We start from the raw sequence: 15852 nt of genomic DNA, 5'->3' as shown, positions 1-15852 counted from the left end.
GGAACCCGGAGTGGGGACGGGTCAAGCCCGACTGGCGTCTTAGCGATTAGCGAGTTATTGTACAATACGATGGTTTACTGAAAACCTGAGGGGGCCAGCCCGCGTGCCTTGGCGGCTCTTCACGGGTCTGTCGGTCGCTGTCGTAGTTTGCAAAATCTTCAAGAAAACGCTGGGCTGTCCCAGGTTTTCCGCCCCGAAGAAAGTCCCCATGGGGACTCTCTAAAAATCCCACAAGACGAGACAGGGTGTGCGAATGAATCGACTGAGCAAGACTCTGATGGTGCTTCATGTAGCGGCAGGTCTTTCAGGTTTGGCAATTCAGGCACGAGCAGCAGATCCGGCAAAACCGGACATCAATCGGGGGCAGGCAATCGCGGTGCAGGTGTGCGCGTCATGCCATGGGGCAGACGGCAACAGCGCCGGCGGTGCGTATCCAAAGCTGGCGGGCCAGCATCCCGAATATCTCGTCAAGCAGCTCAAAGACTTCAAGACCCAGGCAGGCGCGAAGCAGCCCGCACGCAACAATGCGATCATGGCGGGCATGGCGGCCGCGCTGTCCGATCAGGACATGGTCAACGTCGCCGCCTATTTTTCGACGCAGACGCCTAAGCCCGGCTACGCGCACAACAAAGACACCGTGCCGCTCGGTCAGAAGATTTATCGCGGCGGTATCGCGGACAAGGGTGTGCCGGCGTGCGCGAGTTGCCACGGCCCGACCGGTCAGGGGATTCCGTCGCAGTATCCGCGTCTGTCGGGGCAATGGGCCGAGTACACGGTAACGGAGTTGCTGGCGTTCACGCAGGGTCCGGGCGCACGCAACAACAATGAGGCAATGCATGCCATTGCCACACGGTTGTCGGATAGTGAGATCAAGGCAGTCGCCGATTACATCGCGGGCCTGCATTAAAGGGTTCGCACGCAAATGCAACCGGCCCGCCGAGGCCGGTACAAAACAAGAAAAGGGTGGGGGCGTCGTGCCTACGACAGCCCTTCACCCTTTTTTGCTGTTCAGTCGGAGTATGAATGAGCGTCACCACGTCGGGTTTGCAGTCGAAGTCGGGCAATCGTATTGCGCGCAACGTCATCGAAGTAATGAGTTCGATGCGTTTCGCTATTTCGTTGCTCGTGGTTCTGTCGATCGCCAGCATCATCGGCACCGTTCTCACGCAGGACGATCCGTATCCCAACTACGTCAATCAGTTCGGCCCGTTCTGGGCGGACATCTTCCGCTCGTTGAGCTTGTACACGGTGTACAGCTCGTGGTGGTTCATGCTGATTCTCGGTTTCCTGATGGTGTCGGTGTCGCTGTGCGTGATCCGCAATGCGCCGAAGATGGTCGCCGACGCCAAGAGCTGGAAGGACAAGGTTCGCGAAGGCAGCCTGCGCGCGTTCCATCACAAGGGCGAATTCGCGGTGAACGGCACGCGTGCGCAGACCTCGATGGTGCTCGCCACGCTCTCGGCCAAGCTCGGCTACAAATTCGTCACGCGTGAGTCGGAAGGCGCCACGCTGATCGCCGCGAAGCGCGGGGCGTTGACCAAGTTCGGTTATATCTCGGCTCACGTCGCGATCGTCGTGATCTGCCTCGGCGGTCTGCTCGACAGCAATCTGCCGATCAAGCTGCAAATGTGGATGTTCGACAAGTCGCCGATTCGCGCCAACACGGTGATCAACGACATTCCGCCGGAACACCGCATGTCGCAGTCCAACCCGACGTTTCGCGGCTATGCGTGGGTGCCGGAAGGGCAGCACGTATCCACGGCAATCCTGAATCAGCCGGACGGCTCGCTGATCCAGGACCTGCCGTTCTCGATCGAGCTGAACAAGTTCATCGTCGACTATTACTCGACGGGCATGCCGAAGCTGTTCGCGAGCGACATCGTCGTCGTCGATCACAAGACCGGCGCCCGGGTGCCGGCGCGCGTCGAAGTGAACAAACCATTCACTTACGACGGCGTATCGATCTATCAGTCGAGCTTCCAGGACGGCGGCTCGCAGATGCAGATGACCGCGTACCCAATGAGCGGCGCGAGCGCGAAGACCGCGCCGTTCGGCGGCACGATCGGCGGCAATGCGCCGTTGAGCACGGCTACGCCGCTGGCCGACGGCAAGACGGTGGAGTTCACCGATTTCCGCGCGATCAACGTCGAAAACGTGTCGAACGGCAGCGGCCAGAACGATGCGCGCGGCGTTGCCGCCCATCGCACGTTGAAAGAGGCGTTCGACGAACGGCTCGGCTCCGGCGCCAAGTCGTCCAAGCCGCTCGACCTGCACAATGTCGGCCCGTCGGTGCAGTACAAGGTGCGCGACACAGACGGTCAGGCGCGCGAGTACAACAACTACATGCTGCCGGTGGACGTCTCCGGCGAGCGTATGTTCCTCGCCGGCATGCGCGTGAATCCGGACGATCCGTTCCGCTACCTGCGCATTCCCGCCGACAGCGGCGGCACGGTCAAGGAATGGATGAACCTGCGCGCCACGCTGGAAGATCCGGCCATGCGCGCCGCGGCCGCGCACAGCTTCGCGCTGCGCTCGGTGCCGGGTTCGAACACGGAACTGCAGCAGCACCTCGAAGAAAGCGCGCTGCGCGTGCTGACCCTCTTTGCCGGCGCGGACAACAGCATCAAGCTGCCCAACGGCCAACTGGTCGGCGGCTTCCAGGCGATCGCCGGGTTTATCGACCATTCGGTGCCGAAGGGCGAGCAGGAAAAAGCCGCTGGTCTGCTGCTGCGCATGCTGGAAGGCTCCACCTGGGATCTGTGGCAACTGTCCCGCCATCAGCTCGGCGAGCCCGCAGCGACGGCTAATGCGGACGCGAGCCGTTTCATCCAGAGCTCGATCAACGCGATTTCCGACAGCTTTCTGTATGGTTCGCCGGTCTATTTACAGCTCGACTCATTCAAGCAGGTGCAAGCTTCGGTATTTCAGTTGACGCGCGCGCCGGGCAAAAAAGTCGTGTATCTTGGCAGCCTGCTTCTCGTGTTGGGCATCTTTTCGATGTTCTACGTCCGCGAACGGCGCCTCTGGTTCTGGCTCAAAGACACCGATCGCGGCACGAATGTCGTGATGGCCATGTCGAGCGCACGTAAAACGCTCGACTTCGAGAAAGAGTTCGTCCAGACGCGCGACGCTGTCGGCGCCGCACTGGGCGCCAAACTCACTGAAGCATCCGGCGGCTCCGACAAGCCCGGCCATCCCGGCGCGCCGTCCGCAAGCTCACAAGATTCGACCCGGTAAGATCATGGACTTGACTCAGGTTTCCTCCTCCTCCTCACCCGCACGCCCGAAAAAGGTCAGCGCGGAAGAGTCGTTCAACGCGCTGAATGTCGCGCAATACGACGAGCGGCCGTTCCTGAAACGGCTCGGCGTCGTCGACTGGCTGTTTGCCGTCGCGATGGTCGCGGGCGCCGGGTTTGCGCTGTCGCGCTATCACCCGTTCATGAATTACTACGACAAGCTGGTGCTGGTGTGCGCGGTGCCGGTGTTCATGGTGCTTGGCTGGCGCTGGAAACCGGTGCGTCCGCTGATGGTGGGTATTGCGGCGCTGTCGCTGCTGGCCATTCAGATTTACCACGGCGACCTGAGTCGCGCGGATAGCGCGTTCTTCCTCAAGTACTTCCTGTCGAGCCAGTCCGCGATTCTGTGGATGAGCGCGCTGTTCGTGTTCGCCACCGTGTTCTACTGGATCGGGCTGCTGTCGCGCTCGCCGACCGGCGCCGCGATCGGCTCGAAGATGACGTGGGCCGCGGTGCTGATGGGCTTCGTCGGTCTGATGGTGCGCTGGTACGAGTCGTACCTGATCGGCGCGGACGTCGGCCATATTCCTATCTCGAACCTGTACGAAGTGTTCGTGCTGTTCAGCCTGATCACCGCGCTGTTCTATCTGTACTACGAGCAGCACTACAGCACCCGCGCACTCGGCGCGTTCGTACTGCTGGTGATCGGCGCGGCCGTCGGTTTCCTGATGTGGTACTCGGTCGCGCGCGACGCGCAGCAGATCCAGCCGCTGGTGCCGGCGCTGCAAAGCTGGTGGATGAAGATCCACGTGCCGGCGAACTTCATCGGTTACGGCAGCTTTGCGCTGTCGGCCATGGTCGGCGTCGCGTATCTGTCGAAAGAGCGTGGCGTGCTGGCGGACCGTCTGCCGCCGCTCGAAGTGCTCGATGACCTGATGTACAAGTCGATCGCCGTCGGTTTCGCGTTCTTCACGATCGCGACGATTCTCGGCGCGCTGTGGGCCGCGGAAGCCTGGGGCGGCTACTGGAGCTGGGACCCGAAGGAAACGTGGGCGCTGATCGTCTGGCTGAACTACGCGGCATGGCTGCATATGCGCCTGATGAAGGGCCTGCGCGGCGCGGTTGCCGCATGGTGGGCGCTGACCGGCCTGCTGGTGACGACCTTCGCGTTCCTCGGCGTCAACATGTTCCTGTCGGGCTTGCATAGTTACGGCAAGCTGTAAGATCTGCCGCTCCGAGCCGACTAAAAACCGCCGCGTGCTTCGCACCGGCGGTTTTTTTATGGCTGGCGGAATATTTGCTGCATCCAGGGTGTTCGCTCTGAGAGTACCTACGGAGTGGCAGGACAGATACCCGAACAACCCGGTGGCGGACCGGCAAGGAGTTGCACGATGTGGATCAAGCGAAGCGACAGAATTCAACTTAGCGGCGACGATATCGCGCGTAGCGAAATCACGCCACGGCGCGTATTCGAGAATCGGCGGCGCGTGTTGCAGGCGGCCGGCGCGATGGCGCTCGGCAGTCTGATCGGCGTGAATGGCGAGGCGTTGGCGGCGTACTCATCGCCGGATCCGAAGGCGCAGAAGCTGGCGGCGAAGACCAACGCCAAATTCGTCGCGCTCGACAAGATCACGCCGTTCAAGGACATCACCACGTACAACAACTTCTACGAGTTCGGCACCGATAAAGCCGATCCCGCGCAAAACGCGGGAACGCTGCGGCCGCATCCGTGGAAGGTGAGCGTCGAGGGCGAGATCAAGAATCCGAAGGTGTACGACATCGACGAACTGCTGAAGCTCGCGCCGCTCGAAGAGCGCGTTTACCGGCTGCGCTGCGTCGAAGGCTGGTCGATGGTGATTCCGTGGATCGGCGTGCCGCTTGCCGAGTTGATCAAGCGCGTGCAGCCGACCGGCAATGCGAAGTATGTCCAGTTCATTACGCTGGCCGATCCGTCGCAAATGCCGGGACTGTCGACGCCGGTGCTCGACTGGCCTTACTCCGAAGGTCTGCGCATGGACGAGGCGATGAATCCGCTCACGCTGCTGACCATGGGGCTTTACGGCCAGGTGCTGCCCAATCAGAACGGCGCGCCCGTGCGCATCGTCGTGCCGTGGAAATACGGCTTCAAGAGCGCGAAGTCGCTGGTGAAGATCCGCTTCCTCGACAAGCAGCCGAAGACCAGTTGGAACACGTACGCGACGAACGAATACGGCTTCTATTCGAATGTGAATCCGAATGTCGATCATCCGCGCTGGAGTCAGGCGACGGAGCGGCGCATCGGTGAAGACGGGTTCTTTACGCCCAAGCGCAAGACGCTGATGTTCAACGGCTACGGCGATCAGGTCGCGTCGCTGTACCAGGGCATGGACCTGAAGAAGAATTTTTGAGCGAACGGCTTCGACGATATGGCTTCCGATACGCAACCTGTCACTCAGACCGAACCACGCAAGGCGGCGCGTTCAGCTTCAACGGCGTCAAGGCGTCCCGCGAGCGGCGCGCGCTGGATCGTGCCCGCCAAGATCGCGGTGTTCATCGCCGCGTGGTATCCGCTCGCGCGCATCGTGCTGTTCGGCGTGACCGATCGGCTCGGCGCCAATCCGATCGAGTTCATCACGCGCTCCACGGGTTTATGGACGCTCGTGTTCCTCTGCATCACGCTGGCGGTGACGCCGTTGCGCAAGTTGACCGGTGTGGCCGCGTTCGTGCGTTTTCGCCGCATGCTCGGGCTCTACGCGTTCTTCTACGCGACGCTGCATTTCACCACTTACCTCTGGTTCGACAAGTGGTTCGACGTCGCCGCGATTCTGAAGGACATCGGCAAGCGGCCGTTCATCACCGTAGGCTTCGCGGCGTTCGTGTTGCTGATTGTGCTGGCCGTGACGTCGCCGCGCGCGATGGTGCGCAAGCTCGGGCGACGCTGGCAGATGCTGCATCGTTCGATCTACGCGATCGGCGCGCTCGCGATCCTGCATTTCTGGTGGATGAAGGCGGGCAAACACGATCTGGTTTTGCCGAAGATCTACGGCGCGATCATGGTGGCGCTGCTGGGCTGGCGGTTGATCGTATGGTTGCGCGAGCGGAGAGTGAAGGCGCGATAACCGGCGAGCCTCACGTTCATCAGCAAAGCGCGCCGAAAGAAAAAGGGCGATGCCGTTTCGCGGCATCGCCCTTTTTCATTGCTTGTGACTTATATCGTAACGACGCCGACGTTTACGCCGGCAAGATCGTTTCACCCGCAAACAACTGCTTGACCTCTTCGCGTGCACGGACCAGATGCACCTGTGTACCATCCACCATCACCTCGGCCGCACGCGGACGGGTGTTGTAGTTGGAGCTCATCACGAAGCCGTACGCGCCGGCCGAGCGAATCGCCAGCAGGTCGCCGGGTTCGACCGCGAGCAGGCGCTCACGACCCAGCCAGTCGCCGCTTTCGCACACCGGACCCACCACGTCGTACACATGAGCCGGCACGTCGCGCTTCAGTACCGGGTCGATGGCGTGATAGGCCTCGTACATGGCGGGACGCGCGAGATCGGTCATCGCCGCGTCGACGATGGCGAAGTTCTTTTCCGCGCCCGGCTTCAGAAACTCGACGCGCGTCAGCAGCACGCCCGCATTGCCGACCAGCGAACGGCCCGGCTCGAAATACACTTCGCGATGGCCGTGACCACGCGCTTCGATACGATCCAGCACCGTGCGCACGAACTCGCCGATTTCCGGCGGCGTTTCGTCGTCATACGTAATGCCGAGACCGCCGCCCACGTCGATGTGGCGAATCTTCACGCCGTCCTGCTCGATCTGCTCGACCAGTTCCAGCACCTTATCGACCGCGTCCAGATAAGGCGCGACTTCGGTGATCTGCGAACCGATATGGCAGTCGATACCGACCACCTCGAGATTCGCCATGGCCGCAGCCGCTTGATACGTGGCGCGCGCGTCTTCGAACGCGACACCGAACTTGTTCGACTTCAGCCCGGTGGAAATGTACGGATGCGTTTTCGCGTCGACGTCGGGATTCACGCGCAGCGAAACCGGCGCCTTCTTGCCCATTGCCGCAGCCACCGCATTCAGACGATCAAGCTCGGGAATCGATTCGACGTTGAAGCATTTGACGCCGGCCGCGAGTGCGTCGCGCATTTCGTCCGCATGCTTGCCGACGCCGGAAAACACGGTGTTTTCCGCTTTGCCGCCGGCGGCCAGCACGCGCGCGAGTTCGCCGCCCGACACGATGTCGAAGCCCGCGCCGAGTCGTGCGAACACATTCAGCACCGCAAGATTGCTATTGGCTTTGACGGCCACGTGCACGGTCGCGCGACGGCCGGCGCAAGCGCCCGCATACGCGTTCCATGCAGCGGTGAGTGCGGCGCGCGAATAGACGTACAGCGGCGTGCCGAACTGCTCGGCGAGGGAGACGGCGGATACGCCTTCTGCGTGCAGCACGCCGTCGACGTAGTCAAATGCGGATCGAGTCATGCGAAAGTCTTATTGAACGGGTGTGGCGGCAGAGGCAGGCAGCGGTGCCGCCGTAGCGGAGGCAGCGGAAGCGGGCGGCGTGGCGAGTTCGGTTTCCGGCGCCAGCGAGAGCGGCGAGCCCGACGTGTCCGGCACTTCGCCCATGGCGCTTGGCGTGCCCGGTGTCACTGTGGGGTTGGTAGCGGCCGGCGGTGCTTGCGTGCGATCGGTCGGCTTGGCCGGGAGCGCTGGTACGGTCGGCAAATAGAGCGAACCGCGTTGTCCGCAGCCGGCCAGTGCACAACCTGCGAGAATGGCTAAACCCGCTACAATCGCGCGGCCGGGCGCCCCCGCGCGCATCCGAGATACGACTCGCATGACTGTCCCTGAATAAATAATCGATGGAGTTTAGCATGTCCGATAGTGATTACCTGACCCGCGCGGAAGCCGCGCTAGCCGCCATCGAACGCGCGGTTGACGACATCGCCGCCGACATCGAACTCGAGCGCAGCGGCAACGTGCTGACCCTCGAATTCGAGAATCGCACGAAGATTATCGTCAACCTGCAACCGCCCATGAGCGAGATCTGGATCGCCGCGAAAGCGGGCGGCTTTCACTTCCGTTTTATCGACGGCGAATGGCGCGATACCCGCAACGGCACGGAGTTTTTCTCCGCGTTGTCGGAGTACGCGACGCAACAGGCTGGCGAACCGGTTCACTTCGAAGCGTAAGCGCGCAATCGAGCTGACTGCGTAAACGAAAACCGCCGCGTATCGAACGCGGCGGTTTTTGCATTTCTGGCGGCCTAAAAACCAGCAAGCCGGGAAGAAACGGCCTCAGTGCCCGCGGAACAGATTCATGATGTCCTGCTTTTCCTGTTCTCCGACCTGCTCGGGCGCGGCCGATGCGGCGCTCGCGTCGGCGTCGAGCGCGGCCTGACTGATACCGACCGTCGAGACGAAACCGTTGCCCGGCGTGAAGTCGTCGAAATACAGTTCCGAGCCGATTTCGGTGATGCCTGCCGGCATCGGCATCTTGTACTCCGGCACGCCCTTGAGCGCGCGGCTCATGTACTCGATCCACACCGGCAGCGCCAGGCCGCCGCCGGTTTCCCGGTCGCCGAGACTACGCGGATTGTCGTAGCCGATCCACGCGATCGCCGTGAGCGTGTGCTGATAACCGGCGAACCACGCGTCGCGCGAATCGTTGGTCGTGCCCGTCTTGCCGCCGATATCGGTGCGCTTCAACACATTGGTCTTCGCGCCCGTGCCGCGTTGCGCGACGCTCAGCAGCAGGCTGTTCATCACGTACGCATTGCGCGGTTCGATTGCGTGCGGCGCGCTTTGCGCGGCCACCAGCGGCTGCGCGTGCGCGACCACGATGCCGCGCTGATCGGTGACTTCGGCGATCAGATACGGATTGACGCGATAACCGCCGTTGGCGAATACCGAGAACGCGCCCGCCATTTGCAGCGGCGTGACGAGACCGGCGCCGAGCGCCATCGGCAGATAGGCGGGGTGACGATCCGCGTCGAAGCCGAAACGCGTGATGTACTGCTGCGCGTACTTCGTGCCGATCTGGTTCAGGATCCGGATCGACACCAGGTTCTTCGACTTCTGCAGCGCGGTGCGCATGGTCATCGGGCCGTCGAAACCGCCGCCGTAGTTCTTCGGCTCCCACGCCTGGCCGCCGGTCTCAGCGGCGCTGAAAAAGAGCGGCGCGTCATTGATGATGGTGGCCGGTCCAAGTCCCTTTTCGAGCGACGCCGAATAGATGAACGGCTTGAAGCTCGAACCCGGCTGACGCCATGCCTGGGTCACGTGGTTGAACTTGTTCTTGTTGAAGTCGAAGCCGCCGACCAGCGCGCGAATCGCACCATCTTGCGGGATCACCGAAACGAACGCGCCTTCCACCTGCGGCAATTGCGTGATCGACCAGTTGCCGTCGTCGTTCTTGATCAGACGGATGATCGCGCCGGGCCGCACCCGCTGATTCGGCTGCGCGCGCGGACCGAGCGCGGCTTGCGCGAAGCGCAGGCCGTCGCCCTGAATGGTCGCGATATTGCCGTCGATGAACGCGGCCTGCACCTGTTTCGGATTCGCCGAGGTCACGACCGCGGCAATGATCTCGCCGTTGTCCGGATGTTCGAGCAGCGCGTCGTCGATAGCCTGTTCGCGGTCGTCGGCGTCGGACGGCAGATCGATGAACGCCTCCGGACCGCGATAACCGTGACGCCGTTCGTAGTCCATCAGCCCTTTGCGCAGCGCGCGGTAGGCGACGTCCTGATCGGCCGAATCGATCGTCGTCACCACGTTCAGGCCGCGCGTGTAGGCCTCTTCGCGATACTGCGCATACATCATCTGCCGCACCATTTCCGCGACGTACTCCGCGTGCACGCTGAATTCCTTGCCCGCGCCCTTGACCACGAGCGGCTGTTTGCTCGCTTCGTCGTACTGTTCCTGGGTGATGTAGTGCAGCTCGACCATGCGTTGCAGGATGTACTGCTGACGTATCTTCGCGCGCTTCGGATTGACCACCGGGTTATACGCGGACGGCGCCTTCGGCAGACCCGCGAGCATGGCCGACTCGGCCAGCGTCAGATCCTTCAGATCCTTGCCGAAGTACACCCGCGCCGCGCTCGCGAAACCGTACGCGCGCTGCCCGAGATAGATCTGATTCATGTACACCTCGAGAATCTGATCTTTGGTCAGCTTCGACTCGATCTTGTACGCGAGCAGCATCTCGTAGATCTTGCGCGTGTAGGTTTTCTCGCTCGACAGGAAGAAGTTGCGCGCCACCTGCATGGTGATCGTGCTGGCGCCCTGCGTGGCATGGCCGTTGGTCAGCGCGACGATACCGGCGCGCGCGATACCGGTGAGATCGACGCCGCCGTGATCGTAGAAGCGTGCGTCTTCAATGGCGAGCACCGCTTTTTTCAGGCTATCGGGCACGTCCTGAATATGGACGATGTCGCGCCGTTCTTCGCCGAATTCGCCGATCAGCACGTGGTCCGCCGTGTAGATGCGCAGCGGCACCTTGGGCCGGTAGTCGGTCAGTGCATCGAGTGACGGCAGGTTAGGCGTGGCCACGACCAGCGCATAGCCGAGCACCAGCAGTCCGCACAGAATGCCTGCGACGATCAGACCGACAAAGCCGATGACGAGCTTGAGCCACAACGGGCGTTTGCGCTTCTGGGGCGCGGGCGGCGGGGACGTAGGAGACGTGGATTGCATAGTGGCACCAAAAAACAGTCCCGCGATTATAGCCGCCTCGGTTTTCAGCTTTCGGCCGGCTTACGGGTGTTGCCCGATAAGCCTGCGCGCCACGCGGGATTGACTTCACTGTAGACGCTTTGATGCCGCGTGGGGCGTGCGTCACGCAACGTTAGCCATTCGGCTGAGTGTCGCTCGACGCTGCGCTTGCGCACAATTCTTCCTCGTTACTCGCGTTCGAATGGTTCGCAGCGCGAGTCTGAGGGAGGGCATATGACGGTAAAAAAATCGTGGTTTGAGGTCTTGCAGGCAGGCTCGCTTCGTTTCGCCGCAGGGATCGATGTGGGTTCGCAAAGCGTGCGTCTGGTCGTGATCAGTCATCGCGCGTTGCCGGCTTCGGCACTGAATATCGAGTACGTGTCGACCGTGCCGCTCGCGCCGGGCGCAATGGCGGGCACCGAGATCGCCGACCGGCATGCGGTGGCGCGCGCGTTGCGCGAAGCGTTCGCCGGTCTGCCGCGCGCGTGTGCCGTGCAAGCGTTGCGTTGCGCGATGGCGGTGCCCGCGTCGGCCACGGTCATGACCACGGTGTCGCTCGCGCGGCTTGCCGCGCAAAGCGGCTGCGCGGAAGACGGCGGCCATGAACTGGCCGAACTGGAGCCGGCGGTGATGAACGAGGTCGAGCGGATCGCGGGGCTCGAACGGCATGCGCTGGCGGTCGACTGGTACGTCGACGAACGGCCCGGCGCGAGCCGCTCGGTGACGATTGCCGCGACCGCGCGACAGCATCTCGAGGCGCGTATGGAATGCGCGGCGGCGGCGGGCATTTCGCTGACCGCCATCGACGGCGAGCCGCAAGCGGCCCTGCGCGCCATGCGCTATGCGGCGAGTCACGAACTCGATCCGCACGAGTCGTACATCGCGCTGTGGATCGGTACGGACGGCGTGTACGGATGGCGTTTCGTCGAAGACTGTCTGGTTCGCGAGATGCGTTATCCGGCGCCCGAACACACGGATCTCGCCGATGCGTTACGCGACCTGGGTCATGACGCCGCAGTTCGCTGCGCGTTCCTGAGTGGCGAAGTCGATCTGCTCGACGGGGTGGGCTTTTCGATGGTGGATATCGCCGATGTGTTGAGCTGCCCTGTACTGCCCTTCGACCTGGCGCTGCTCGGCGACCTCGAGCGGCCGCAGACCGACGCGTTGTTGCACGAACCGGAGGGCGCGGTGGCGTTCGGGCTGGCGTTGCGCGGGGTGTTCGAATGATGGGCGGTCTGTTGCTGGGAGCGGGCTCGCATCCGCCGGTGTTTTCGTCTTCTTCTTCTTCTTCTTCTTCGCCTTCGCCTTCTTCTTCGCGCGGTGTGCGCTTCGTGCGGTCGTGGCTCGGTGGTTTCAATCTGCTGCCGTACCGGCAGCGCAATGCCCGGCTTGCGCGTCGGCGTCGGCTGCTTGAATGGACTGCCGCCGCATTCGCCGGCTGCGCCGCCGTGCTGCCGTTGATCGGGTGGCAGGCGTTCGAGCGCATGCAGCTCGATGCGCGGCGGGCGTCGATCGATCAATCGTTCACGCGTCTGAGTGCGCCGCTCGCGGAGAACGCGGCGTTGCTGCGCACGCGGGACGAGCAACGCAAAAACACCGCTCATGCCAGGCGTTTGTCCAACCCGCTCACGCATTTGCGCGATCTGATCGATGCGCTGAGTTCCGAGCCGGGCGAGGGCGTGGTGTTGCAGCAGATGCGTCAGCGTGAACACGAGACGCAAATGCTGGCGACATCGGCTGGACATGCGGCTTCGGCGGCGTGGCTCAAACGCCTGAGCGGCATTCGTGGCGTGAAAGGCGCGGAGGTGAGCGACCTGCATAGCTCGGCGACGCGGGCCACGGGGCGCGCGGGTGCTGGCGCTGACCTTGGTGTTGGCGCTGGCGCTGGCGTGTCTGGCCCGGTCGAGTTCGGTGCGCATTTGCGTTGGGACGATGCGGTGTTGAAGACAGCCGGCAAGACGGCCTTCGCGTCATCCCTTCCTGTTAAGTCCGACCTATCGAGAGGTGTGAAATGAGCACGACATTCGTTGAGTTTGGCGGCGCGGCCAGCGTGCGGCCGTTCCTCACGCATTGGATAAAGCGTGCGCGCTTGCCGTTCTATGCGTGGAGCAGACGTCGCCGCTGGGTGGTTGCTTTGCTGATTGCCGCGATGGTTTTCGCTCTCGGCACGCACGGCTGGATCGTGGCTGATTTCTCTGGAGTCGATGCGAGCCGGTCGGCGCTGGCGGCGAGCGTGCGACGCCTGGCTGACGCGCGGCATTCCCTCGCGCAGTTGCCCGCGCTGCGGCGCGAGGTTGCGGCGCTGGGCGCGGTGCGTTCAAGCGCGTCATGGACCTCGGCGGACGACGTGCGCATCGTCTCCGAACTGGCCGCGCAGAACGACGTCACGTTATTGAGCCTGGAACCTGGCGCCGCCAGTGGTGCGGGCGCCGAAAGCATGCGCCCGCTGCAGTTCACCGCACGCACCGATTTCATCCACCTGATGGCGTTTCTGCGTGGGCTGTCGGATCTGCCGGTGCTGACCGTTCCAGTCGACGTGACGGTGAAACGCGATGCCGCGTCGCTCGTGGTGAACGCGACGCTGAATATGTTCAGCGCGCTGCGGCCGGCGCCGTTGAATACGTCCGCGGACGCGTTCGTCGACGCAAGCCTCGATTCGGACGATGACGAGGACCTCGTGTTCTTCGATCCCTTCTCGCCGCCGCAGATGTTCGCCGCAGGTGGTGTGTCCGATGCTTCGCCGTTACGACTCGTCGGACTGCTGCGCGATCGCACGCGTGGTTTGGCGTTGCTCGATACGGCGGATGGCGCGACTACGGTCGTGGCCGGGCAATTGATCGGCGCCGAGCGCGTCACGAGGCTCGACGCGCTCGGGATCACGCTCGCCAGAGGTGATGAGACGCGCACGCTGTCGCTGACGGAGGCTTCATGATGAGCGCGGAAAAATTGGCGCGAATTGCGCGGTCGTGTTGGGGTATGGGCGTGGCGACGGGAGCGTGCGTTTTGCGCGGGGCTCGCCTGCCTCGTGTATTTCGCGTGTCTCGCGTATCTCACGTATCTCACGTATCTCACGTATCTCACGTATCTCACGTATCTCGCGGCGGTCGAGTGTCCTGCGCACCATCCACTGGCGGGTGGGAAGCAGGCGCGTCTCGCTCACTGCTCGCGTGCAGGCTGCGGCGCGGGCGTCGCGCGTATCTCGGGCTGGTTGTCAGTTCGGCGTTGAGCGTCGGTGCCGCGCGGGCTTCGACGCCGCCGTTGCCGCCGCTGCCCGACTACATGTTGCCGGACGACGCGGTCGCGTTGCCGGACACGTCGCACAACGCACCGCCGTTGCCGCGCGAGGTTGCCGTCGAAGTGCCGAACCCGTTTCGCGATGATTCGGCGGAGACGACGGATGCGTCGAAGGCGGCTGCGTCCGCTGCGACTGGCGGCGTCGACGGCATGGGTGCCACGGACGCAGCCGGCGCTTCCCCACTGCCCACACAACCCTCAATTACAACCCGAGACGCCGCTTCGGCCTCCGCACTTGAAGGCCCACCCACACCGCTACCGCCGCTCCCACGCCTCAGCGACGCCCCGAAAACCGCCGCCGACGCCAATCTTGCGGCCGACGACAAAGCGATCTCGCTGAACTTCCAGCGTGCCGAACTGGGCGCCGTGCTCAACGCGTTCGCGCAGTTCACCGGCCTGAACATCGTCGCGAGCGAAAGAGTGCGTGGCGCCGTCTCGTTGCGGCTCGACAAGGTGCCGTGGCGCACGGCGTTCGACACCTTGCTCGACGTCAACGGCCTCGCGATGGAACGCCACGGCAACGTGATCTGGGTCGCGCCGCAGGCCGATCTGGCCGCGCGTGAGCGGCAACGCTTCGAAGCGCATGCCCGCAGCGCCGATCTCGAACCGCTCGCCAGCCGCACGTTCCAGTTGCACTACGCGCGCGCCGAGGACGTGCGCCGCCTGCTGACCGGCTCCGGTAATCAGCGCGTGCTGTCCAAACGCGGCGCGGCCACCGCCGATCCGCGCACCAACCTGCTGTTCGTGACCGACCTCGAGGCGCGCCTCGCGCAGATCGCGGCGCTGCTCGGCTCCGTCGACCGGCCGACCCGCCAGGTGTTGATCGAAGCGCGGATCGTCGAGGGTGAACATGGGTTCTCGCGCAATCTCGGCGTGCGGCTTTCGATGGCCGCCACGAGCGAAGACGGCTCGGCGCGTGGCCTGACCGGCGGCAAAGACGGCGCGGTTTATGATCTGTCGGCGCGGCCCATCGCCGGTTTCGACGCCGCGACCGCCGGTCTGACGCTGTTCGCGGCCGCCGCGACGCGGCTTCTGAACATCGAACTGAGCGCGCTGGAAGCCGACGGCCGCGGGGAAATCGTCTCCAGCCCGCGGGTCGTCACGGCCGACCGGATGAAGGCGGTGGTCGAGCAGGGCACCGAGCTGCCGTACCAGGCGAAGGTGGGGCAGGGCGTGTCGGGCGTGCAGTTCCGTCGCGCGACGCTCAAACTCGAGGTCGAGCCGCAAATCATGCCCGACGGCCGGGTCGTGCTGGACCTCGACGTCGCCAAAGACAGCGTCGGCGAACAGACCGACGCCGGACCCGCGATCAACACCAAACACGTGCAAACGCGGGTCGAAGTCGAGGATGGTGGTACGGTGTCGATCGGCGGAATTTACGCAACCGACGACCGGGACGATGTGACGCGGGTGCCGCTCCTGGGCAAAATACCGCTTTTGGGGGCGCTTTTCCGCCATCGGGCACATCGCGACCAGCGCAGCGAACTGGCGGTTTTCATCACGCCGCGCGTCGTTCAGATAAATTAGGGGCATGGCGCCGCCGCTCTCCAGCGGCGGCGCGCAGGCTCGACAAGGCAGCCGCTTTGCCAGTAAGCTGCGGCACGACCTATACCGGATTA

General features: G+C 63.5%; 13 protein-coding genes. 10 read left to right on the top strand and 3 right to left on the bottom strand.

Features of this window, described 5'->3' with window-relative positions:
* Window positions 1-253: 253 nt before the first annotated feature.
* From HWY05_RS34850 to msrQ, 5 genes are all read left to right on the top strand, one after another.
* Window positions 254-907, top strand: a complete 654-nt coding sequence (locus tag HWY05_RS34850; RefSeq protein ID WP_035554772.1) for a c-type cytochrome — start codon at window positions 254-256, stop codon at window positions 905-907.
* Window positions 908-1023: 116 nt separating this feature from the next.
* Complete coding sequence (locus tag HWY05_RS34845) at window positions 1024-3237, top strand: cytochrome c biogenesis protein ResB (protein WP_176061179.1); 2214 nt, start codon at window positions 1024-1026, stop codon at window positions 3235-3237.
* 4 nt (window positions 3238-3241) lie between these two features.
* Window positions 3242-4459: a c-type cytochrome biogenesis protein CcsB gene (gene ccsB / locus HWY05_RS34840; protein WP_035554777.1), complete on the top strand. Its 1218-nt coding sequence runs from the start codon at window positions 3242-3244 to the stop codon at window positions 4457-4459.
* Between the two features lie 168 nt (window positions 4460-4627).
* A complete protein-coding gene (msrP, locus tag HWY05_RS34835; RefSeq protein WP_035554779.1) occupies window positions 4628-5623 on the top strand; it encodes a protein-methionine-sulfoxide reductase catalytic subunit MsrP in 996 nt (331 codons plus the stop codon).
* 18 nt (window positions 5624-5641) lie between these two features.
* Window positions 5642-6334, top strand: a complete 693-nt coding sequence (msrQ, locus tag HWY05_RS34830) for a protein-methionine-sulfoxide reductase heme-binding subunit MsrQ (RefSeq protein ID WP_035554781.1) — start codon at window positions 5642-5644, stop codon at window positions 6332-6334.
* Between the two features lie 112 nt (window positions 6335-6446).
* Here msrQ and lysA read toward each other — a convergent pair whose 3' ends face one another.
* Both lysA and HWY05_RS34820 read right to left on the bottom strand, forming a co-directional pair.
* The gene (gene lysA, locus HWY05_RS34825; RefSeq protein WP_035554783.1) at window positions 6447-7709 is read right to left on the bottom strand and encodes a diaminopimelate decarboxylase; all 1263 of its coding nucleotides are present in this window, start codon (window positions 7707-7709) and stop codon (window positions 6447-6449) included.
* A gap of 9 nt (window positions 7710-7718) precedes the next feature.
* Complete coding sequence (locus HWY05_RS34820; RefSeq protein ID WP_176061178.1) at window positions 7719-8066, bottom strand: lipoprotein; 348 nt, start codon at window positions 8064-8066, stop codon at window positions 7719-7721.
* Between the two features lie 35 nt (window positions 8067-8101).
* Here HWY05_RS34820 and cyaY point away from each other — a divergent pair, with 35 nt between their 5' ends.
* Window positions 8102-8419, top strand: a complete 318-nt coding sequence (gene cyaY, locus HWY05_RS34815) for an iron donor protein CyaY (RefSeq protein ID WP_035554787.1) — start codon at window positions 8102-8104, stop codon at window positions 8417-8419.
* Between the two features lie 105 nt (window positions 8420-8524).
* Here cyaY and HWY05_RS34810 read toward each other — a convergent pair whose 3' ends face one another.
* Window positions 8525-10921 (bottom strand): penicillin-binding protein 1A, encoded by a 2397-nt coding sequence (locus HWY05_RS34810; RefSeq protein ID WP_035554789.1) that lies wholly within the window; start codon window positions 10919-10921, stop codon window positions 8525-8527.
* Window positions 10922-11173: 252 nt separating this feature from the next.
* On the opposite strand from HWY05_RS34810, the gene pilM reads away from it, so the two are divergent.
* The 4 genes from pilM to pilQ all read left to right on the top strand — a co-directional run bounded on the left by pilM (window position 11174) and on the right by pilQ (window position 15760).
* Window positions 11174-12166, top strand: coding sequence for a pilus assembly protein PilM (gene pilM / locus HWY05_RS34805; protein ID WP_035554791.1), 993 nt, complete (start codon window positions 11174-11176; stop codon window positions 12164-12166).
* Window positions 12163-12954, top strand: a complete 792-nt coding sequence (locus HWY05_RS34800) for a fimbrial assembly protein (RefSeq protein WP_244146776.1) — start codon at window positions 12163-12165, stop codon at window positions 12952-12954. The genes pilM and HWY05_RS34800 overlap by 4 nt, the downstream gene beginning before the upstream one ends.
* Window positions 12951-13871, top strand: a complete 921-nt coding sequence (locus HWY05_RS34795) for a hypothetical protein (protein ID WP_176061177.1) — start codon at window positions 12951-12953, stop codon at window positions 13869-13871. Before HWY05_RS34800 ends, HWY05_RS34795 begins: the two co-directional genes overlap by 4 nt.
* Window positions 13872-14218: 347 nt before the next feature.
* Window positions 14219-15760 carry a type IV pilus secretin PilQ gene (gene pilQ, locus HWY05_RS34790; RefSeq protein ID WP_244146778.1) on the top strand — a complete coding sequence of 514 codons (1542 nt, stop codon included), beginning with the start codon at window positions 14219-14221 and terminating at the stop codon, window positions 15758-15760.
* Window positions 15761-15852 lie beyond the last annotated feature (92 nt).

Source organism: Paraburkholderia sp. BCC1876 (assembly GCF_902833695.1).
Lineage (GTDB): Bacteria > Pseudomonadota > Gammaproteobacteria > Burkholderiales > Burkholderiaceae > Paraburkholderia.
The sequence above is the reverse complement of the archived record's forward strand: the minus strand, read 5'-3'. Positions and strand labels throughout refer to the sequence as shown.